The sequence below is a fragment of the Belnapia mucosa genome, from assembly GCF_016775475.1.
In the GTDB taxonomy this organism is placed as follows: domain Bacteria; phylum Pseudomonadota; class Alphaproteobacteria; order Acetobacterales; family Acetobacteraceae; genus Belnapia; species Belnapia mucosa.
The window spans coordinates 566,995-586,346 of sequence record NZ_JAEUXJ010000002.1 but is presented as its reverse complement, the minus strand read 5'-3'; the positions used below and the strand labels follow the sequence as shown (position 1 = coordinate 586,346).

Below are 19,352 nucleotides of genomic sequence, written 5' to 3'. Positions count from 1 at the left end.
GGCGGGGGATACAACCGGGGCCAAGGACCAATCGGGGAAACTCCATGCGTCGCTTCCGCCTCGGCTACCTCTCCCACCTGCCGCACCAGGCCTTCCTCGATACGGCGGCGGGCTGCGCGGCGCTGGAGGTGACGCGGATCCCGCTCGACCAGCCGGAGGCGCAGGTGCTGGCGGCCCTGCAGGAGATGGACGGCTATTACTGCATGGCCTCCCGCGACGAGCTGCCGCGGCCCTTCCATGTCACGAACGAGCTGCTGGCGAAGCTGCCGCGGCTGCTCATGGTCGGCAGCACCGGCGCCGGCTACGACACGGTGGACCCCAAGGCCTGCACCGAGGCGGGCGTGCTGCTGGTGAACCAGGCCGGCGGCAATGCAGAAGGCGTGGCGGAACATGCGGTCGGCATGATGCTGGCCCTGCTGAAGCGGATGCCCGAGGCCCAGGCCGCGATGCGCGCCGGCCGCGCCCAGAAGCGCGAGACGCTGATGGGCCGGGAGTTGCGCGGGCGGACCGTCGGGCTGGTCGGAATCGGCCATGTCGGGACGCGCGTCGCGGAGATCGTGCGCCTCGCCTTCGGCTGCCCGGTCCTCGCCTGCGACCCCTATCTGGATGCCGCGACCATCGCCGCCCGCGGCGCCCGCAAGGTGGAGATGGAGGAGCTGCTGGCCGAGAGCGACGTGGTCAGCCTGCACCTGCCCCTCGCGCCTGAGAGCCGTGGGTTGATGAGCGCCTCGAGCTTCGCGCGGATGAAGCGCGGCGCCATCTTCGTCACCACCGCGCGCGGCCATATCCATGACGAGCCGGCGCTGGCCGAAGCGCTGGCGAGCGGGCATATCGCGGCAGCCGGGCTCGATGTCTGGGCGCAGGAGCCGCCGCCGCCCTCGCACCCGCTGCTGCAGATGGACAATGTCATCCTCACCCAGCACACGGCGGGGGTGACGCAGGAAAGCCGGGCCAATATCACCCGGATCGCGGCGCTGGCCTTCGCCGATGCGGCGGAGGGGCGGCTGCCGCCGCGCATCATCAACCCCGATGTGGTGCCGCGCTTCGCCACGCGCTGGGAAGCGGCTTTCGGCCGTCCCCTCGCCCGCTAGCTTGCCCATCGCCGCCACCGGCGGCAGCATGGGGCTGCCGCTGCGGGGGAGGATGGGTCATGGTCGAGCTGGTCATCAGCGGGGATTGCGTCGTCACGCCGCATGCGATCGGGCCGGCGGATGTGGCGATCGGTGGCGGCAAGGTCGTCGCCATCGCCGAGCGTGGCGCTTTCCCGGTGCCGTCGGGCGCCCGCCATGTGGATGCGGGCGGCAAGATCGTCATGCCGGGCGGGATCGACCCGCATACCCATTGCCTCTGGCCGGTGGTGGTGCCGGATGGCACGCCGACGCTGACCCAGGGCCCCTCGGTCGTCGGCAAGGCCGCGCTGTTCGGCGGCACCACCACCATCATCGACTTCACCCGCTGGATGCATGGCAAGACCGTGCAGGGCGCGATCGAGGAGCGGATGGTGGCCTGGCAGGCGGATGGCTGCGCCTGCGACTGGGCGCTGCACACCATGGTCGAGGGCGACCTCCCGCCCGAAATCCCCGGCCAGCTCGCCGAGGCGATCGAGGCGGGGCATGCTTCGGTGAAGATCTTCACCACCGACATCACCCCGAGCCGCAAGGGGCGGATGGTCGATTTCGGCGATATCTGGGAAGTCTTCCAGGTGCTGTCGCGGAAGGGCGGGCTCGGCGTCATCCATGCCGAGGACAACGACATCGTCATGCACATGTATGCCAAGCTGTTCCGCGAGGGCCGCGCAGGCTTCGAGAACATGGCGGAGGTGCACAACACGCTGTCGGAGGACCTCTCCTTCCGCCGCGTGCTGCGGCTGGCGGAGCGGGTGCCGGGCACGGCGCTCTATATGCTGCATGTCTCGGCGGGCGACGGCGTGCGGGCGATCCGCGAGGCGCGGGCGCGCAACCAGCCGGCCTATGGCGAGAGCCTGCACCAGTACATGCTCTACACGCAGGAAGACTACAAGCGGCCGAACGGCCAGATGTATCACACCTACCCTTCGCTGAAGTCGCAGGCCGACCAGGACGAGCTGTGGCGCGGCGCGATGGACAGCACGATCAACTGCGTCGCCACGGATGAGCTCTGCTGCTCGCTGGCGGTGAAGACGCAGGGCAAGCGGATCGACGACACCACCGGCGGCAATTCCGGCGTCGAGCCGCGGGTCGCGGTGATGTATTCCGAGATGGTCGGCAAGCGCGGCTTCACGCTGCGGCAGTTCGTCGATGCCGTCTCGACCAATGCGGCGCGGATCATGGGGATGTATCCGCGGAAGGGCTGCATCGCGCCGGGGGCGGATGCGGATATCTGCATCCTCGACCCCGCGCTGCGGCGCGAGGTGCGGGCCGAGGCCATGCATGAGAGCGACTACTCCCCCTGGGAAGGCCGGCAGGTGGATGCCTGGCCCAGCATGACCATCCTGCGCGGCAAGGTGGTGGTGGAGGGCGACCGGTGGTGCGGCGACGACCGCGGCGGGCAATGGGTGGCGCGCAAGATCCCGGACGAGATCAGGGCCGGCGCGGCGCTGTGACGCCGCCGGAGCTGCGCGACCTTCTGGCGGATGCGCTGGCGCTCTGGGAGGTGCCGGGGCGCGTCGCCATCGCCGAGGGCGGCGTGGCGCTGGAGGGGATGGGGCTGCGCATTCAGGCGGCCAGGGACGACGAGAGACCGATCCGCTGGTGGCTGGAACGGCCGGGGCAGCGGCGGCCCTGCACCTCGGTCACCGGCCTGCTGCGCAGCCTCCGCAACGCGGTCGGCGCCGGCGAGGGCGAGGCGCGGCGGCTGCGCGTGGCCGGCGCGTGATACCCGTCTCGGTCGTCACCGGCTTCCTCGGCGCGGGCAAGACGACCCTGTTGCGGCGGGTGCTCTCCGATCCCGCATGGGCGGACAGCGCCGTCATCGTCAATGAATTCGGCGAGGTGCCGCTCGACCATGAATTGCTGGCTGCGAGCGAAGAGGTGCTGGTCAATGTCTCGACCGGCTGCCTCTGCTGCGTGGTGCGGACCGACCTTACCGCAACGCTGATGGATCTGGCGCGGCGGCGCGCCACGGGCGAGCTTCCTGCCTATGCGCGGGTGCTGGTGGAGACCTCCGGCCTCGCTGATCCGGCGCCGATCCTGCATGCGCTGATGACCGATGCCGCCGTCGCCGAGACGCACCGGCTGCGCGGGGTGGTGACGCTGGTCGATGCGCTGCATGGCGCCGGCGCGCTGGACCGCCATCCGGAGGCGCGGCGGCAGGTGCTGCTGGCCGACCGGGTGCTGGTGACCAAGCCCGATCTCGGCGATGCCGCGGCGGTGGCAGAGGCGGTGCAGGCGCTGCATCCCGGCCTGCCGCTGCGGGCGGCGGTGCGCGGCGCGGTCGAGCCGGACTGGCTCTTCGCCCCCGGCGACCCGGCCCCCCTGCCCGATCCGACCGCACGCCACAGCGCCGGCCTCGCCAGTATCGTCATCGAGCGGGAGGAGCCCATCCCGGCCCTTGCCCTGACCCTCTGGATGCAGGCGCTGGCCGAGCATGCCGGGACGCGGCTGCTGCGGCTGAAGGGGCTGGTGGCGCTGGCCGAGGACCCGTCGCGGCCGATGGTGGTGCATGCCATCCAGCATATTGTCCATCCGCCGGACTGGCTGGAGCACTGGCCGGGCGGCGACCGGCGGACGCGGATCGTGCTGATCGGCCAGGGCATCCCGCGCCATTTCCCGGCGCGGCTTCTGGCGGCGATCGAAGCCGAGGTCAGCGCAGCGCTTCGCTGACGATGCCGTTGTCGGCCGTCGCGGCGAAGCCGGGCTTTCGGGTGATGGCGCCGGCGGTGAACATCGCATGTTCCAGCCGGGTGAAGGCTTCCTCCGGGTAGAAGGGATCGGGCGTCCAGAGGCCGATGGATTTGTATCGGTCCAGGCACCGGATCAGCCGCGCCGGGGCGAGGTCCGGGAAATAGGGGGCGATGGTCTCGGCCAGCGCTTCGGCCGGGCTGGCACCGACCCAGGCCAGGGTGCGGGCGAGGCCGCGCAGCATGGCCTGGAACTCGGCGCGGCGGGTGGCCATGCGCTCGGTGCTGCTGGTGAAGGTGGTGTAGCCGGTCGGGCCGCGGCTGGCGGCGCTGTGCCAGATATGCCCGGCGTCACTCTCCTCCGCCTCGGTGACGAAGGGCTCGAAGAGCTGGACGACGTCGAGCCGCCCCTCGCGCAGCGCAGCGAGGTTCGCCGCCATGCCCTGGCCGGTGGTGCGGGTGAGCGTGATGGGGTCGAGCCCCGCCTCGCGGATATCCTGCTGCAGGGTCCACCAGGGCGTCGGCACCTCGGCCACGGTGCCGAGGCGAAGACCGGCGAGGTCGCGCAGCGAGAAGCCCGGGCGCGGCATGCGGCCGAGGAGGAAGAAGGGATCGCGCATCACCACCGCGCCGAAATTCCGCAGGGGGCTGGCGGGATCGGCCTCATGCGCGAGGAGGATGCGCATCGGCCCGCCCCAGGCGAGATCGGCAAGGCCGGCCAGCACCGCATCCTTGGCGTTGGCGGGGATGGTGCCGGTGCGGAGCGTGACCTGGACCCCCTCGGCGGCATAGTCGCCGCGCGCCAGCGCCGCATAGAAGGGCGCGTAGAAGACGGCGCGGAAGGGTTCCTGGAGGGTGATCGGGGCAAGGGCCATGCGCCAGCTTGGCGCATTCCTTGCTACCCTGGAAGCCACACGCCCGGGAGTACCCCTCATGCATCGCCGCACCCTGCTGGCCGCCTCCCTCCTTTCCGCCCCCGCCCTGGCGCAGGAGCGATTCCCGAGCCGGCCGGTGCGGCTGGTGATCCCGGTCGCGGTCGCCGGCGTCACCGATATCGTCGGGCGGGTGCTGGCCGATGCGATGGCGCCGATCCTGGGCAAGCCCGTGGTGGTGGAGAACATCGCCGGCGCCGGCAGCACGGTCGGCGCCACCGCCTTCCAGCGCAGCCCGGCGGATGGGCACACGATCTTCCTCGGCACCAACAACCATGCGGTGATGAAGACCATCTATCCGCAATTCCCCTACGACCCGATGTCCGATTTCACCCCCCTCGCCCTGGTGGCGCGGCAGCCCTTCGTGCTGGTGGTGAACCCCTCGGTGCCGGTGCGGACCGTGCCGGAGCTGCTCGCCTGGCTGCGGCAGCGGCGGGAGGCAGCGAATTACGGCGCCGCCAATCCCGGCGGCAGCAACCACCTGGCCGGCGAGCTGCTGCGGCAGCGGGCGGGGGTGGAGTTCACCATCGTGCCCTACCGGGCGGCCGCGGCCTCGGTGCAGGATGTGGTCGCCGGGCGGCTGGACTTCACCATCGACAGCCCGACCATGATCCTGCCGCTGCTGCGGGATGGGCAGCTCCGCGGGCTGGCGGTCTCGACCGAGGCGGCCTCGCCCCTGGTGCCCGACCTGCCGAGCCTCGCCGAGGCGGGGGTCACCGGCTACGACATGACGATCTGGCAGATCCTGTTTGCCCGGCCTGGCACGCCGCCCGAGGCGCTGGAGGCGCTGCGCGGGGCCGCGGCACGGGCACTGGCCGAGCCGGCGGTGCGGGAGAGGCTGGCCTTGGCCGGCTGCGAGACTTGGCCGGATGCCCGGCCCGAGGCAGCCCAGGCGCTGCTGGCCCGCGAGATCGCGCGCTGGACGCCGATCGTGGCGGCGATGAACCTGAACCCGGGTTAGGGCCCGTCGGGCAAGGCCGGCGGTTGAGGGCCGGCGAGGGATTTTTTGTCCCCGGAAGAAGGACGGCGCGGCCGATGCTGGTTGCATCGGCAAGCCGGCCGACGCACCGGGGGCGGAAAAGACCCGTCGGACCGACCCGACCGGCCTTGCCCGACGGGCCCCTGGCTTGCCCCCTCCCCCGCCCCGGTGGTCAAGTGCCGGCAAGTGGGAGGGACGGCATGGTCGATCCGAAAGGGATCTTCGGACTGGCGGGCTCGGTGGCCCTGGTCACCGGGGCTTCGGGGGCACTCGGGGCGCATTTCGCGCGGGTGCTGCATGGCGCCGGCGCCCGGGTGGTGCTGGCGGCACGGCGGGTGGAAGCGCTCGAGGCGCTGGCGGCGGAGCTCGGCGAGGGCGCCGTGGCGGTGCCGCTGGACGTAGCGCGGGCCGAGAGCGTGGCGGCCGCCTTCGACGCCGCCGAGGCGGCCTTCGGCACCGTGCCGGACATCATCCTGAACAATGCCGGCATTGCCGTCTCGAAACCCGCCCTGCAGCAGACCGCCGAGGACTGGGACGGCGTGATGGAGGTCAATCTCCGCGGCTGCTTCCTGGTGGCGACCGAGGCGGCGCGGCGGCTGGTGGCGGCGAAGCGCGGCGGGGCCATCGTCAACATCGCCTCCATCGGTGGCCTGCGCATCCTCCAGGGCGTCGCCGGCTATACCGCCGCCAAGGCGGGGCTGGTGCAGCTGACGAAGCAGCTCGCCGTCGAATGGGCGCGCCATGGCATCCGGGTGAACGCGCTCTGCCCCGGCTATGTCGAGACGCCGATCAACCGGGAATTCTTCGCCTCCGAGGCCGGGCAGGCGGTGGTCAAGCGGGTGCCGCAGCGCCGGCTCGGCCAGCCCGATGACCTGACCGGCCCGCTCCTCCTGCTCGCCTCCCCCGCCGGCGCCCACATGACGGGCGCCGCGCTGGTGGTGGATGGCGGGCATTCCGTCAACGCTCTCTAGGAAGCCGACCATGGATTTCAGCCTGTCTCCCGAGGTCGAGGCGACCCGCGCCCGCATCCGCGAATTCGTCGAGCAGCGGATCATCCCGCTGGAGGCCGACCCCGCCAGCTATGACGAGCACGAGAATATCGCCAAGCCGCTGCTGGAGCGCCTGCGGGCCGAGGCCAAGGCCGAAGGTCTCTGGGCGCTCAACCTGCCGAAGGAACGGGGCGGCGGCGGCTTCCCCATGGTGGCGATCGCCGCCTTCTACGAGGAGATGAACCGCAGCATCTTCGGCCCCGTCGTCTTCCACGGCGCGGCGCCGGACGATGGCAACATGCGCGTGCTCAACATGGTCGGCACCGAGGCGCAGAAGGAGCGCTGGCTGCAGCCGATCATCGACGGCAAGGTCCAGTCGAGCTTCGCCATGACCGAGCCGGATGGCTGCGGCAGCGATCCCTCGATGACCTACACGAAGGCCGAGCGGCGCGGCAACGACCGCTGGGTCATCACCGGCCGCAAGCACTACATCACCGGCGCCGAGACCTCGAAGCATTTCATCCTGATGGCGCGGACCTCGGATGACGACCGGACGGGGCTCACCGCCTTCCTCTTCCATGCCGACCAGCCGGGCTGGCGCATCGTCCGCCGCATCCCGATCATGGGGCCGGAGGAGCATGGCGGGCATTGCGAGCTGGAATTCGACGGGCTCGAAGTCACCGACGACAATGTGCTGATGGGCGTGGGCGACGGGCTGCGCGTCACGCAGATCCGGCTCGGACCTGCGCGCCTCACCCATTGCATGCGCTGGACGGGGATGGGCCGCCGCGCGCTCGAGATCGCCATGGCGCATATCGAGCAGCGGAGCAGCTTCGGCAGCAAGCTCGTCGAGAAGGAAGCGGTGCAGCAGCTGGTCGGCCAGGCGGCGATGGAGCTGGATATCGGCCGTCTGCTGACCATGCGCGCGGCCTGGCTGCTCGACCAGGGGAGCCTGGCGCGGAAGGAGATCTCGATGGCGAAGGTCGTCGTCGCCGATGCGCTGCACAAGGCGGTGGATACCTCGCTGCAATTGCTGGGGGCGCGCGGCTACTCCAAGGATACGCCGGTGGAGTGGATGTACCGGTATGCCCGCCAGGCGCGGCTGGTGGATGGGGCGAGCGAGGTGCATCGCATGGTGCTGGCGAATTTCCTCCGCCGCCAGGGCAAGGATTTCTTCAAATGGGGCGCCGACCGTGGATGACGCGGACCTCCCCCGGCTCGCGGCCAACCATGTCCCGCTCTCGCCCATCTCCTTCCTGCTGCGGGCGGCGCGCATTTATCCGGGGCGGGTCGCAGTCATCCACGGGCAGCGGCGCACCACCTACGCCCAAATGGCGGAGCGAAGCCGGCGCCTCGCCTCGGCGCTGAGGCAGGCGGGCATCGCGCCAGGCGATGTCGTCGCCATCATGGCGCCGAACACGCCGGAGATGCTGGAGGCGCATTACGGCGTGCCGATGGCCGGCGCGGTGCTGCTGACGCTGAACATCCGGCTGGATACGGCGGCGATCGGCTTCATCCTGCGGCATTCCGGCGCGAAGCTGCTGCTGGTGGACCGCGAATTCACCCGCACCGCCCGCGGCGCGGTGCCGGAGGGCATGACGGTCATCGACATCGCCGATAGCGAGGCCCCGGATGGCGAGGTGCTGGGCGCGACCGAGTATGAGGCCTTCCTCGCCGGCGGCGACCCGGCCGCGCCGGTGCGGATGCCGGAGGATGAGTGGGAGGCGATCGGCCTCTCCTACACCTCCGGCACCACCGGCAATCCGAAGGGCGTCGTCACCCATCACCGCGGCGCCTATCTGAACGCCACGGCCAATGCGCTCGCCTTCAACCTCACGCCGCGCAGCGTCTATCTCTGGACGCTGCCGATGTTCCACTGCAATGGCTGGACCTATACCTGGGCCGTGACCTTGCAGGGCGGCACGCATGTCTGCCTGCGGCGGGTCGAGCCCGGCGCGATCTTCGCCGCCATCGCCGGGCATGGCGTGACGCATATGTGCGCCGCCCCGGTCGTGCTGACCATGCTGATCCATGCGCCGGATGCGGTGAAGCGCCCCCTCCCCGGTCCGGTCGCCATCGCCACCGGCGGGGCGGCGCCACCCTCGCCGGTCATCGCCGGGATGGAGGCGATGGGCTTCGCCGTGACGCATCTCTATGGCCTGACGGAGTGCTACGGGCCGGCCACCATCTGCCTCTGGCAGCCAGGGCTGGAGGAGATGCCGCTGGCGGAGAAATCCGCCTTCATGGCCCGCCAGGGCGTCAACCACCCGATGCTGGAGGAGGCCGCCGTCATCGACCCCGCCAGCATGGCCCCCGTCCCGGCCGATGGCCGGACGCTCGGCGAGGTGATGCTGCGCGGCAATACGGTGATGAAGGGCTATCTCCGCAATCCGGAGGCCAATGCCCAGGCCTTCGCCGGCGGCTGGTTCCATACCGGCGATCTCGGGGTGATGCACCCGGATGGCTATATCGAGGTGAAGGACCGGGCGAAGGACATCGTCATCTCGGGCGGGGAGAACATCTCGACCCTCGAGGTGGAGGAGGTGCTCTATGCCCATCCCGCCATCATGGAAGCCGCCGTCGTCGCCGCGCCCGACCCGAAATGGGGCGAGGTGCCGCATGCCTTCGTCACCCCACGCCCCGGCGCCGAGCCGCCGACCGAGGCGGAGGTGATCGCCTGGTGCCGGGCGCGGCTGGCGCATTTCAAATGCCCGAAGCGCGTCAGCTTCGGCCCGCTGCCCAAGACCTCCACCGGCAAGATCCAGAAATTCGAACTGCGCGGGCGGTTGCAGGGCGTGTAGCCTTCCTCCCAAAGCCTGGGAGGAAACGGGAATGGCCATCATGCGGCGGGCACTGCTCGCCTCCCCTGCCCTGCTCGCCGCACCGGTCCGGGCCCAGGCTTGGCCCGACCGGCCGATCCGCATCCTGGTGCCCTATACCCCCGGCGCCATCAACGACACCCTGGCTCGGCTGGTCGGGGAGCGGATCGGGGATGCGCTCGGGCAGGTCGGCCTGGTGGAGAACCGGCCGGGGGCGAGCGGCTCGCTCGCCATCGCCGCCACGGCGCAGGCGACCGACCACCACACCATCGCGGTCGCCAATACGGCGAATCTGACGATGAATCCCTTCCTCTTCGCCAATACCGGCTACGACCCGGTGCGGGACATCGCGCCGCTCTGCGTCACGACGCGGCTGATGAACTGCCTCGCGGTGCGGGCGGATAGTGGGATCGCCTCGCTCGCCGACCTCATCGCGCGGGCCAAGGCGCAGCCGGGGCGGATCAGCTTCGCCAGCTCCGGCGCCGGCAGCAGCCCGCATCTGGCGGCCGAGCTGTTCCGGGCGCGGGCGGGGCTCGAGCTGGTGCATGTGCCCTATCGCGGCAGCGCGCCGGCCGTCGCCGACCTGATCGGCGGGCGGATCGACATGACCATCGACAACCTGCCGAATGTCCTGGCGCATGTGCAGGATGGACGGCTGCGGGCCCTGGCGGTGACGGGCAGCGAGCGCGACCCCGCCCTGCCCGATGTGCCGACCTTCGCCGAGGCCGGGCTGCGGGACTATGTGGTCTATGTCTGGTTCGGCTTCATCGCCGGCGCCGCCATGCCGCAGCCGATCCGCGACCGGCTCTCGGCGGCGCTGATCGGCGTCGTCCAGGCGCCAGAAACCGCGGAGCGCATCCGCCGCGCCGGCGCCACGGTCTGGGTGCAGGACCAGGTGCAGTTCGCGGCGCTGATCCGGAGCGAGCTGGAGAAATGGGGCGGGGTGATCCGCGGCGCAGGGCTCCGCATCGAGTAGCTTGGCTGGCGGACCGATTCAGCCCTTCGCGCCGTGCGGCGCTGCGGCCATCGGACCGCGTCAGGCGATCTCCCGGATCAACTTGGCCCGCAGGGCGCGGGAGATGTCGCGCCGATCCTCGGCCGTGACGACGAAGGCGCCGGGCCCGCCGATCACCTCGCGCCGATAGGTCTCGGCCAGCGGCTCGCCGGCGCGGGTCACCTGCCCGGCGGCGGCGACGGCCAGGGCGTTGATGGTGATGCCCGACCCGACCGCCGCATCGCGGGCCACCGGCGCCGGGGTGCGGGAGCGGAGATCGGGACCATCGCCCGAGAGGTCGATGACGCGCTCCGTCGCCCGGAAGGGCGCCTGCGCGATGAGGGCGGCGCAATGGTCCAGCGCATCGCCGATCGCGTTCCAGCTCTGCCCGCTGCGCGGCGCGCGCAGCACCGCCTCGGCCAGCGCGATGGCGGAGGCGCCGTCCGAGAGCCGCATCCACTCCACCACTGTCGCCGCGCCGCCCGGCGAGCCCCATTCCACCATGGCGACGGCGATGGCGCCGCGCGGCTTGCCGCGGATAGCGGCGAGCACGCCGGGATGCGTCAGCGCCTCGGCATAGCCCTCGCGCTGGAGCTGGAATTCATCCGGGTCGATGGAGCCGGAGGCATCGACGGCCAGCGCCAGCAGCAGATCGACCTCCGCCGGCTGGGAGAGCGCAAGGGTTGGGGCAGGGCTGGCGGCGAGGCCGGCGAGGAGATGGCGGCGGCGCATCGGGGCTCCTTGCGGGGATGCCGGCGGGCCCGCATCCTGAGGCAAAGGATGGGAGGGAAGCGATGCCGCGCCTGACGGTCAATGGCTATGAGATGGACTATGCGGAAGCCGGGAGCGGCGAGCCGCTGGTGCTGATCCATGGCTCGCTGAACGACCAGCGCTACTGGGCGCCGCAGATGGAACCCCTCGGGGCGCGCTTCCGGGTGCTGGCGCCGAGCCTCCGCCACTACTGGCCGGAGCGCTGGGATGGCGTCGGCGACACCTTCAAGATCGACCAGCATGTCGAGGACATGGCGGGCTTCATCGCCGCGCTCGGGGCGGGGCCGGTGGATGTGATCGGGCATTCGCGGGGCGGGCATATCGCCTTCCGCCTGGCGGAGCGGCACCCGGCGCTGATCCGCCGGCTGGTCCTGGCGGAGCCGGGCGGCGAGCTGGATGAGAGCCTGGGCGGGGCCTCGGGCGGCTCCGGCAAGCAGGGCCAGGCCTTCGCCGAGGCCGCCGCGCTGCTGAAGGCGGGCAATACTGAAGGGGCCATGCGCCGCTTCGCCGAGCATACCGGCGGCCCCGGCGCCTGGGAGCGGCGGACCGCCACGCGCAAGGCGATCAACCTCGATAATGCCCATACGCTCCTGGGACAGATCGACGAGCGGCGGCGGCCTTATGGAAAGGCCGCGGCGGAGTCGATCCGGGTTCCGACCCTGCTGGTGAATGGCGCGCAAACCCAGCCGCAATTCACCACCATTATCGAGGCTCTGGCGCGGGTAATGCCGGATACCAGCCGGGTCGTCATCCCGAATGCGGCGCATGGGATGAGCAGCGACAACCCGGCGGATTTCAACGCGGCTGTGCTGAATTTTCTCGCCTGACCGGTTTCGCGGGACGGTTCAGATCCGGAATTCGTCCCGCTTCCGGCCTTCCGCTTCCATGGCATGAAGCCATTTCGGCAGGCGGCCCCGCCCGGACCATTCCTCGCCATTCGGACCGCGATATTTCGCGGCGACCTGGCTTCCCGAAGAGGTCTTTTTCGAACCGCGGGCGGGAGCCTCTGCGGAACGCCCCGACCAAGCGGCCTCGAAGGGGAGGCCGAGCTGCGCCAGTTTCTCTTTGGCTTCGGCCAGGATCGCATCCCGCGCACCGTCCAGCTTTTCCAGGCGCTTCGCCTCGGCGGCATCGCGCAGGGCGGTCAGGTCCTGGACGCTCATGTTTTCGAGATCGAATTTGGCTTTTTCCACGACTCGGCTTTCCCGTAGATCCTGGCTTTTCCTATAACATCTCAAAATGCGCAGCAAGCGATGCGCGCCCACTTTCGCCCGGTTTCGAGCGGGCGATGGTTCGGCCTGATTGGGGCAAAAAAATACCCTGCCGTTCCGGCAGGGCATTTCCCGAATCGAAGCTGGTCTCGTCGCCCGGAAGCGGGCCTGGCTCAGCCCGGCGCCCGAACCAGCTGCCCCGGCCGTGCACCCGTCTCCTCGCCGCGCTCGAAGATCGGCACGCCGCTGCAGATGGTCATGTCATAGCCATCGACATGCTGCACCAGCCGCCGGCCGCCGGCGGGCAGGTCGAAACTCAGTTCCGGCCGATGCGCCCGCAGGGCCTCGAAATCGATGATGTTCACATCGGCCTTCTTGCCAACGGCCAGCCTTCCCCGGTCATGGAAGCCGAAGAAGTCGGCAGTTTCGCTGGTCTGGCGCTTCACCACGAATTCCAGCTTCAGGCGCGGGCCGCGGCTGCGGTCGCGGACCCAATGCGTCAGCATGGTGGTATTCAGCGAGGCATCGCAGATCACGCCGCAATGCGCGCCGCCATCCGACAGGCCGAGGACGGTGTGAGGATCCTCGATCATCTCCCGCACCACCTCCAGGTCGCCATGGACGTAATTGGTGACCGGGAAATAGAGCATGCGGCCGCCATCGCCGCCGGTCAGGTAGTCGTAGCAATAGGCCTCGGGCGACTGGCCGGCCTTGGCCGCAAGCGCCGCGATGCTGCGCTCCGGCGGCGGCTCGTAATCCGGGGTTTCGCCCAGGACATACATGCGGTCCCAGCGGGTGGCGATCTGGCGGGAGAGCGGCGGCAGGATCTCCATCAGCCGCGGCGAGGCTTCCTGCGCCAGGATATCGGCCCTCACCCGAGGGTCGCGCAGGCGGGCCAGCTGCTCGGCCGGGGAGAGGCGGGCGAGTTCGGCGAAGCCTTCCCGCAGGGCGAAGGGGTTGAGGCTGGTGGCGAGGCCGAGGATCAGCCCGACCGGACGGCCGGCGACCTGGGCGGAGAGCGCTAGGCCCTCGGCGCGGGCGGAGCGGACGCTGTCCATCAGCCGCCGCCAGCGCTGCGGGTCGTAGCTGCGATCGGTCAGCAGGAACCAGACCGGGCGGCGGCTATCGGATGCGACCTGGCGGAGCCAGCCGAATTCGGCCGCCTCATCCTCGAAGTCGGAGAGCATACCGAAGGCGCCGCGGCCGGCCCGGCCCATGGCCTTTCCGATCGCGATCAGTTCCTCATGCTCGGCATAGCGGCCGGGGACCAGTTCGCCGGCGGGGGTCTTGTGCTGGTCGGTGCGACTGGTGGTGAAGCCGAAGGCACCGGCCCGCAGGGCTTCCTCGGTCAGGCGGGCCATCAGTTCGATATCCTCGCCCGTCGCCATCTCCCGATTGATGGCGCGCTCGCCCATGGCAAAGACGCGCAAGGGATGGTGGGCGATCTGGGCCGCGACATCGATGGTGCGCGGCAGGCGGGCGAGCGCGTCCAGATACTCCGGGAAGCTCTCCCAGTCCCATTTCAGCCCCTCGGCCAGGGCGATGCCGGGGATGTCCTCGACGCCCTCCATCAGGTCGATCAGCGCCTGGTGATGGGCCTTCCGCACCGGGGCAAAGCCGACGCCGCAATTGCCGAAGAGGATGGTCGTCGCGCCATGCCAGGAGGAGGGGGCGAGCACCGGGTCCCAGGTCGCCTGCCCGTCGTAATGGGTATGCACATCGACCCAGCCGGGGGTGACGAGGCGGCCCTCGGCCTGGACCTCGCGCCGGCCAGGGCCGGCCTTGCCGCCGACGGATGCGATCCGGTCGCCGGTGATGGCGATGTCGCCGGTGAAGGCGGGAGCGCCAGTGCCATCGACGATGGTACCGCCGCGGATCACAAGGTCATGCATGGGCGCCTCCTCCGGAATTTGGTCGGTTGACCAAGTCTGCGACCGGAGGCGCCGGCCGGCAAGGGGCGCTTGGAGCATGATCCACGATCCGAGGATCGTGGATCATGCTCCAGCCTGTTGTTTCGTCGCGTGATTCACGGCTCCGGCCGTTCCAGCCTCCGCCGATCACGCTCTACCCCGCGATGGCATAGGCCGGGCGGCGCGGATCGGCGCCGGCGGCGATGAGGCCGCTGGCCGGGTCGCTCTTCACCACCTCCACCGTGCCGGCCAGCCAGGTGCGGTGCTTCCAGTCCTTGACCTCGTGGCCGCGGGCCGCGAGGGCGTCGCGCGTCGATTGCGGGATGCCGTCCTCCACCGCCAGCCGGCCGGGGAAATAGTCGAAGGGCGCGAAGGAGGAGGGGAAGGAATAGCTGGCGATGCGCGGGGCCTCGATCGCCTCCTGCAACTCCATCCCGAAATGGAGGATGTTCACCATCACCTGCAGCATGGCCTGGATCTGCACATCGCCGCCCGGCGTGCCGAAAGGCATGACGCCGCCCTTGGCCGTCACGACCATGGCCGGGTTCGGCGTCAGGCGCGGGCGCTTGCCGGGGGCGACGCCGCAGGGATGGCGCGGGTCCGGCCGGCTCTGGCTGCCGCGGTTGGAGGGGATGAGGCCGAGCCCCGGCACCACCGGCGAATTCCAGGACCCGTCCGAGGGTGTGGCGCTGAAGGCATTGCCCCAGCGATCCACCACCGCGCAGTAGGAGGTATCGGCCTCCACCATCGGCAGGGCGCGCTCGGCCGGGCCATGCGCCCCGGTGCCGGGGCTGAGGATCGGCGGCGGCATGCCCGGCAGGGCGCGGGCCGGGTCGATCTCGGCCAGGCGGGCGGCGAGATGCGCCTCGCCCAGCAGGGTGTCGAGCGGGACATCGACGAAGGCCGGGTCGCCGAAATGGTATTCGCGGTCGGCCATCGCCGCCTTCACGCATTCGGCCATCAGATGCAGGTAGTCGGCGCTGTTGTGCTCCATCCCGGCGAAGCCGCCGCGCTCGAAGAGCAGCAGCGCCTCCAGCAGGGCCGGGCCCTGGCACCAGGGGCCGCAGGTCAGCACCTCATGCCCGCGCCACATGCGGCTCACCGCCGGCTCGATGCGGGACCGGTAGGCGGCGAGATCGGCCATGGTGAGATAGCCGCCCTCCCGCGCCATGAAAGCGGCGATCTCGCGGGCGATGTCGCCGCGGTAGAAGGCGGCATGGGCGGCGGCGAGTCCGGCCGCCCTGCCCTTCCCGGACGCTGCGCGCTCCTCATCGGCCATATATTGCAGGCTGCGGGCGAGGTCGGATTGGAGGAATTTCTCCCCCGGTTCGGGCCGCCTGCCGCCGGGGAGGAAGATCGCGGCCGTGCTGGGCCAGCGGGCATAGTCCTCCTCATGCGTGCGGATATTCTCGGCCAGCAGCGGATAGACCGCGAAGCCGTCGCGGGCATAGCGGATGGCGTATTGCGCCACATCGCCGAAGCCCATGGTGCCGTGGCGCTCGAGCGCCGTGATCCAGGCAGCGGGCGCGGCCGGGACCACGGTGCGGAGCACGCCGTTCGGGATCTTGCCGCCATGCTCCCGCATGAAGAGGTCGGCGGGGATGGAGGCGGGCCAGGGGCCGAGGCCGGCGATGGTCTCGACCCTGCCATCGGCCATGCGGATCAGGATGGGCGCGACGCCCGCCACATTCACCAGATCCGGCAGCAGCACGCCGAGCGCGATGCCGGCGGCGCAGCCGGCATCCACGGCATTGCCGCCCCCCTCCAGCACGGCGAAGCCGGCGGCGGCGGCCAGGTAATGGCCAGCGGAGACGGCATGGCGGGACCCGTATAGGGTGGGGCGGGTGGCGTGCATGGCGGCGGCTCCCTTGGACGAGGAAGGCTCCGCCCACCGCCGAGTCCCTGTCAATCATGGAGAAGACCCCGATGGAGGAGCCGCCCGTCCTGCTCAGCCGCGATGCCCGCGGCATCGTCACCGCCACCCTGAACCGGCCGCGCCAGGGCAATGCCTATAACGCCGCGCTGCTGGCCGCCCTGACCGGGGCGCTGGAGGCGCTGGCCGGCGATGCCGGGGTGCGGGCGTTGGTCCTGCGCGGGGCGGGCCGGCATTTCGCCGCCGGGGCCGATATCAATTGGCTGGCCGAGGTCTCCACCTACCCGCCGGAGGCGGCCTTCGAGGCCTCGCTCGCCACCACCCGCGCCATGCAATTGCTGAACGAATTCCCCCGCCCGACCCTCGCTTTGGTGCAGGGCGCGGCCTTCGGCGGGGGCTGCGGCCTGGTCTGCTGCGTCGATGTGGCGCTGGCGGTGCCGGAGGCGATCTTCGGCCTGACCGAGGTGCGGGTCGGCGTCTCCCCCACCCCGATCTCGGCCCAAATGGTCCAGGCCATGGGGCTGCGCCAGGCCCGGCGCTATGCCGTCACCGGGGAGAGATTCGACGCGGCCGAGGCGCTCAGGATCGGACTGGTGCATGAGGTGGTGGCGGCATCGGACATCGAGGCGCGGCTGGAGGCGATCCTCGGCGAGGTCCTGCTCGCCGCCCCTGGCGCGTCGGCCGTCACCAAGGACAGCCTGCTCGGCGTCAATGGCATGAAGCTCGATGCCCGGCAGATGGCACTGCTGGCGCATGAAGGCTGGATGCAGCGTGCCTCGGCCGAGGGGCGGGAGGGGCTGGCCGCCTTCCGCGAAAAGCGCCGGCCGGCCTGGGCGGGGCCGCCTCCGTCAGCCTAATAAATACTGGATGACAGGGGCATATCATCCGGTTGCCGTCATAGAAGCTTCATCGATCTGCAACCGGGGCGTCTTACGGCGGCTCTAGGAAGGCGCCGCCGCCGGGGCCCTCCAGTCCTGGCCACGACAACTGTGGAGAGACACACGTGCAACGTCGCCATCTGCTGACTGCGGCCAGCCTGCTCGCCGGAACCGCCCTCGGCGGCCGCCGCGTCCTCGCCCAGGCCGCCCAGATCACCGGCGCCGGCGCGACCTTCCCCAACCCGGTCTACCAGAAATGGGCCGAGGCGGGCCGCGGCGCCACCAGCATCACGGTGAACTACCAGTCGGTCGGCTCGGGCGCCGGCATCAACCAGATCCGCAACCGCACGGTGGATTTCGGCGCCTCCGACGCGCCGCTGACGCCGCAGCAGCTCGCCGAGGCGAATCTGCTGCAGTTCCCCTCCGTGATGGGCAGCCTGGTCGCCATCGTGAACATCCCGGGCGTCGAGGACGGCCAGCTCAAGCTGACCGGCGAGCTGCTCGCCGAGATCTATATGGGCAAGGTCACCAAGTGGAACGACCCGAAGCTGGTTGAGCTGAACCGCGGCGTGTCGCTGCCGAACCTCGCCATCGCGCCGGTCTATCGGGCGGACGGCTCTGGCACGACCTTCGTCTGGGTTTCCTACCTCTCGGCGGTCTCGCCGGAATGGAAGGAGAAGGTCGGCATCGGCACCTCGGTCCGGTTCCCCGCCGGCACCGGCGCGCGCGGCAATGAGGGCGTGGCCGGCACGGTGAAGAACATCCGCGGCGCCATCGGCTATGTCGAGAACGCCTATGCGGTCTCGAACAAGCTGGTCACCACCCAGCTCCGCAACAAGGCCGGCCAGTTCGTGAAGCCGACGCATGATAGCTTCATCGCCGCGGCGCAGAGTGCCGACTGGAACGCGCCGGGCATGGCCGCCAGCCTGATCGACCAGCAGGGCGCGACCTCCTGGCCGATCGTCTCGCCGACCTTCATCCTGCTGCCGAAGAACCCGACCGATGCCGACCGCAGCCGGAACGTGATGAAGTTCTTCGACTGGGCCTTCAATAACGGCGCCGACCTGGCGAAGCAGCTCGACTACATCCCGCTGCCGAAGCCGGTGCAGGACCAGATCCGCGCCGCCTGGAAGGCCGAGGTGAAGGCGAACGGCCAGCCGGTCTGGAACGGCTGACGGCAGCAACCCGAAGGACGGAGCGCCGCGCGTGCAGCAGGCCACCACCATGACCCTGGGCGCGCGGTCGGCCTCCGGCCGCCGCGGCTCCCAACTCGGCGACACGCTCTTCGCCGGCGCCTGCCAGGCGGCCGGCGGATTCGTGCTTCTCCTGCTCGGCGGCATCATTGTCGAGCTGTTCCTGGGCGGGCTGCCGGCCTTCAAGGCCTTCGGCCTGCCCTTCCTCTGGTCCACCGAATGGGACCCGGTGAGCGAGGTCTTCGGCGCCGGCGTGTCCATCTACGGCACCATCGTCACCGCGGTGCTGTCCATCCTGCTGGCGGTGCCGCTGGCCTTCGGCGTTGCCTTCACCCTCACCGAGCTGGCGCCGCCCTGGCTGCGCCGCCCGGTCGGCACCGCGGTGGAGCTGCTGGCGGCCGTTCCCTCCATCATCTACGGCATGTGGGGCTTCTTCCTGATCGCCCCGCTGATGGCGCAATATGTCCAGCCGCCCTTGATCGACAGCCTCGGTGAGCTGCCGGGCATCGGCGCACTGTTCCAGGGCCCGCCCTTCGGCACCGGCATCCTGACCGCGGCGCTGATCCTCGCCATCATGATCCTGCCCTTCATCGCGGCGACCATGCGCGACGTCTTCGAGCAGGTGCCGCCGGTCTACAAGGAGAGCGCCTACGGCCTCGGCTGCACCACCTGGGAGGTGATGCGGAACGTGGTGCTGCCCTATACCCGCATCTCGGTCGCCGGCGGCATCATGCTCGGGCTCGGCCGGGCGCTGGGGGAGACCATGGCCGTCACCTTCGTTATCGGTAATGCCAACCGCATCACGACGACGCTGTTCGGCCCGGGCAACACCATCGCCTCAGTCGTCGCGCTCGAGTTCGGCGAGAGCGAGACGGGCAGCCTGAAGCTCTCCTCGCTGCTGGCGCTCGGCTTCATCCTCTTCGTCATCTCCTTCATCGTGCTCGCAACCTCCCGCTTCCTGCTGCGCTCGCGGCTGAAGGGCTGAA

The 19,352-nt window shown here is 70.4% G+C and carries 18 protein-coding genes; 13 read left to right on the top strand and 5 right to left on the bottom strand.

Annotation, left to right across the window (positions count from 1 at the left end):
- Positions 1–44 precede the first annotated feature (44 nt).
- From JMJ55_RS07375 to JMJ55_RS07360, 4 genes are read left to right on the top strand one after another with little or no spacing between them, the layout of a single operon-like run.
- Positions 45–1,091, top strand: a complete 1,047-nt coding sequence (locus tag JMJ55_RS07375; RefSeq protein ID WP_202824861.1) for a hydroxyacid dehydrogenase — start codon at positions 45–47, stop codon at positions 1,089–1,091.
- Between the two features lie 59 nt (positions 1,092–1,150).
- On the top strand, positions 1,151–2,581 hold the full coding sequence (locus tag JMJ55_RS07370; RefSeq protein ID WP_202824860.1) for an amidohydrolase family protein: 1,431 nt from the start codon (positions 1,151–1,153) through the stop codon (positions 2,579–2,581).
- Positions 2,578–2,853: a hypothetical protein gene (locus tag JMJ55_RS07365; RefSeq protein WP_202824859.1), complete on the top strand. Its 276-nt coding sequence runs from the start codon at positions 2,578–2,580 to the stop codon at positions 2,851–2,853. Before JMJ55_RS07370 ends, JMJ55_RS07365 begins: the two co-directional genes overlap by 4 nt.
- A complete protein-coding gene (locus JMJ55_RS07360; protein WP_202824858.1) occupies positions 2,850–3,800 on the top strand; it encodes a CobW family GTP-binding protein in 951 nt (316 codons plus the stop codon). Before JMJ55_RS07365 ends, JMJ55_RS07360 begins: the two co-directional genes overlap by 4 nt.
- Here the strand turns inward: JMJ55_RS07360 and JMJ55_RS07355 are convergent.
- Positions 3,781–4,692, bottom strand: coding sequence for an ABC transporter substrate-binding protein (locus tag JMJ55_RS07355; RefSeq protein WP_202824857.1), 912 nt, complete (start codon positions 4,690–4,692; stop codon positions 3,781–3,783). The two genes, JMJ55_RS07360 and JMJ55_RS07355, sit on opposite strands and share 20 nt — an antisense overlap.
- A 58-nt stretch (positions 4,693–4,750) precedes the next feature.
- Between JMJ55_RS07355 and JMJ55_RS07350 the strand changes: the two genes are divergently transcribed.
- From JMJ55_RS07350 to JMJ55_RS07330, 5 genes are all read left to right on the top strand, one after another.
- On the top strand, positions 4,751–5,710 hold the full coding sequence (locus JMJ55_RS07350; RefSeq protein ID WP_202824856.1) for a Bug family tripartite tricarboxylate transporter substrate binding protein: 960 nt from the start codon (positions 4,751–4,753) through the stop codon (positions 5,708–5,710).
- Between the two features lie 218 nt (positions 5,711–5,928).
- Complete coding sequence (locus JMJ55_RS07345) at positions 5,929–6,699, top strand: SDR family NAD(P)-dependent oxidoreductase (RefSeq protein WP_202824855.1); 771 nt, start codon at positions 5,929–5,931, stop codon at positions 6,697–6,699.
- 10 nt (positions 6,700–6,709) lie between these two features.
- Positions 6,710–7,918, top strand: coding sequence for an acyl-CoA dehydrogenase family protein (locus JMJ55_RS07340; protein ID WP_202824854.1), 1,209 nt, complete (start codon positions 6,710–6,712; stop codon positions 7,916–7,918).
- Positions 7,911–9,518 (top strand): acyl-CoA synthetase, encoded by a 1,608-nt coding sequence (locus JMJ55_RS07335; protein WP_328702578.1) that lies wholly within the window; start codon positions 7,911–7,913, stop codon positions 9,516–9,518. Before JMJ55_RS07340 ends, JMJ55_RS07335 begins: the two co-directional genes overlap by 8 nt.
- A 31-nt stretch (positions 9,519–9,549) precedes the next feature.
- Positions 9,550–10,512, top strand: a complete 963-nt coding sequence (locus tag JMJ55_RS07330; RefSeq protein ID WP_202824852.1) for a Bug family tripartite tricarboxylate transporter substrate binding protein — start codon at positions 9,550–9,552, stop codon at positions 10,510–10,512.
- A gap of 60 nt (positions 10,513–10,572) precedes the next feature.
- Here the strand turns inward: JMJ55_RS07330 and JMJ55_RS07325 are convergent, their stop codons facing one another.
- Positions 10,573–11,262, bottom strand: a complete 690-nt coding sequence (locus JMJ55_RS07325) for a DUF1194 domain-containing protein (protein WP_202824851.1) — start codon at positions 11,260–11,262, stop codon at positions 10,573–10,575.
- Positions 11,263–11,324: 62 nt separating this feature from the next.
- On the opposite strand from JMJ55_RS07325, the gene JMJ55_RS07320 reads away from it, so the two are divergent.
- On the top strand, positions 11,325–12,128 hold the full coding sequence (locus JMJ55_RS07320) for an alpha/beta fold hydrolase (RefSeq protein ID WP_202824850.1): 804 nt from the start codon (positions 11,325–11,327) through the stop codon (positions 12,126–12,128).
- An 18-nt stretch (positions 12,129–12,146) separates the two neighbouring features.
- Here the strand turns inward: JMJ55_RS07320 and JMJ55_RS07315 are convergent, their stop codons facing one another.
- The 3 genes from JMJ55_RS07315 to JMJ55_RS07305 form a co-directional block, all read right to left on the bottom strand.
- The gene (locus JMJ55_RS07315; RefSeq protein ID WP_202824849.1) at positions 12,147–12,494 is read right to left on the bottom strand and encodes an H-NS histone family protein; all 348 of its coding nucleotides are present in this window, start codon (positions 12,492–12,494) and stop codon (positions 12,147–12,149) included.
- Between the two features lie 191 nt (positions 12,495–12,685).
- The gene (locus JMJ55_RS07310; RefSeq protein ID WP_202824848.1) at positions 12,686–14,404 is read right to left on the bottom strand and encodes an N-acyl-D-amino-acid deacylase family protein; all 1,719 of its coding nucleotides are present in this window, start codon (positions 14,402–14,404) and stop codon (positions 12,686–12,688) included.
- A 172-nt stretch (positions 14,405–14,576) separates the two neighbouring features.
- Entirely contained in the window at positions 14,577–16,277 is a 1,701-nt protein-coding gene (locus tag JMJ55_RS07305) for a gamma-glutamyltransferase family protein (protein ID WP_202824847.1), read from the bottom strand.
- A gap of 71 nt (positions 16,278–16,348) precedes the next feature.
- Between JMJ55_RS07305 and JMJ55_RS07300 the strand changes: the two genes are divergently transcribed.
- From JMJ55_RS07300 to pstC, 3 genes are all read left to right on the top strand, one after another.
- Positions 16,349–17,152, top strand: coding sequence for an enoyl-CoA hydratase-related protein (locus JMJ55_RS07300; protein ID WP_202824846.1), 804 nt, complete (start codon positions 16,349–16,351; stop codon positions 17,150–17,152).
- A 146-nt stretch (positions 17,153–17,298) separates the two neighbouring features.
- A complete protein-coding gene (gene pstS / locus JMJ55_RS07295; RefSeq protein WP_202824845.1) occupies positions 17,299–18,348 on the top strand; it encodes a phosphate ABC transporter substrate-binding protein PstS in 1,050 nt (349 codons plus the stop codon).
- Positions 18,349–18,397: 49 nt separating this feature from the next.
- The gene (gene pstC / locus JMJ55_RS07290) at positions 18,398–19,351 is read left to right on the top strand and encodes a phosphate ABC transporter permease subunit PstC (RefSeq protein ID WP_202825020.1); all 954 of its coding nucleotides are present in this window, start codon (positions 18,398–18,400) and stop codon (positions 19,349–19,351) included.
- The last annotated feature ends 1 nt before the right edge of the window (position 19,352 follow it).

Bases quoted from the DNA above. Each gene is read 5' to 3' on its own strand.
- JMJ55_RS07375 (WP_202824861.1), top strand. From the start codon at position 45: ATGCGTCGCTTCCGCCTCGGCTACCTCTCCCACCTGCCGCACCAGGCC.
- JMJ55_RS07370 (WP_202824860.1), top strand. From the start codon at position 1,151: ATGGTCGAGCTGGTCATCAGCGGGGATTGCGTCGTCACGCCGCATGCG.
- JMJ55_RS07355 (WP_202824857.1), bottom strand. From the start codon at position 4,692: ATGGCCCTTGCCCCGATCACCCTCCAGGAACCCTTCCGCGCCGTCTTC.
- JMJ55_RS07350 (WP_202824856.1), top strand. From the start codon at position 4,751: ATGCATCGCCGCACCCTGCTGGCCGCCTCCCTCCTTTCCGCCCCCGCC.
- JMJ55_RS07345 (WP_202824855.1), top strand. From the start codon at position 5,929: ATGGTCGATCCGAAAGGGATCTTCGGACTGGCGGGCTCGGTGGCCCTG.
- JMJ55_RS07340 (WP_202824854.1), top strand. From the start codon at position 6,710: ATGGATTTCAGCCTGTCTCCCGAGGTCGAGGCGACCCGCGCCCGCATC.
- JMJ55_RS07330 (WP_202824852.1), top strand. From the start codon at position 9,550: ATGGCCATCATGCGGCGGGCACTGCTCGCCTCCCCTGCCCTGCTCGCC.
- JMJ55_RS07325 (WP_202824851.1), bottom strand. From the start codon at position 11,262: ATGCGCCGCCGCCATCTCCTCGCCGGCCTCGCCGCCAGCCCTGCCCCA.
- JMJ55_RS07320 (WP_202824850.1), top strand. From the start codon at position 11,325: ATGCCGCGCCTGACGGTCAATGGCTATGAGATGGACTATGCGGAAGCC.
- JMJ55_RS07310 (WP_202824848.1), bottom strand. From the start codon at position 14,404: ATGCATGACCTTGTGATCCGCGGCGGTACCATCGTCGATGGCACTGGC.
- JMJ55_RS07305 (WP_202824847.1), bottom strand. From the start codon at position 16,277: ATGCACGCCACCCGCCCCACCCTATACGGGTCCCGCCATGCCGTCTCC.
- JMJ55_RS07300 (WP_202824846.1), top strand. From the start codon at position 16,349: ATGGAGGAGCCGCCCGTCCTGCTCAGCCGCGATGCCCGCGGCATCGTC.
- pstC (WP_202825020.1), top strand. From the start codon at position 18,398: ATGACCCTGGGCGCGCGGTCGGCCTCCGGCCGCCGCGGCTCCCAACTC.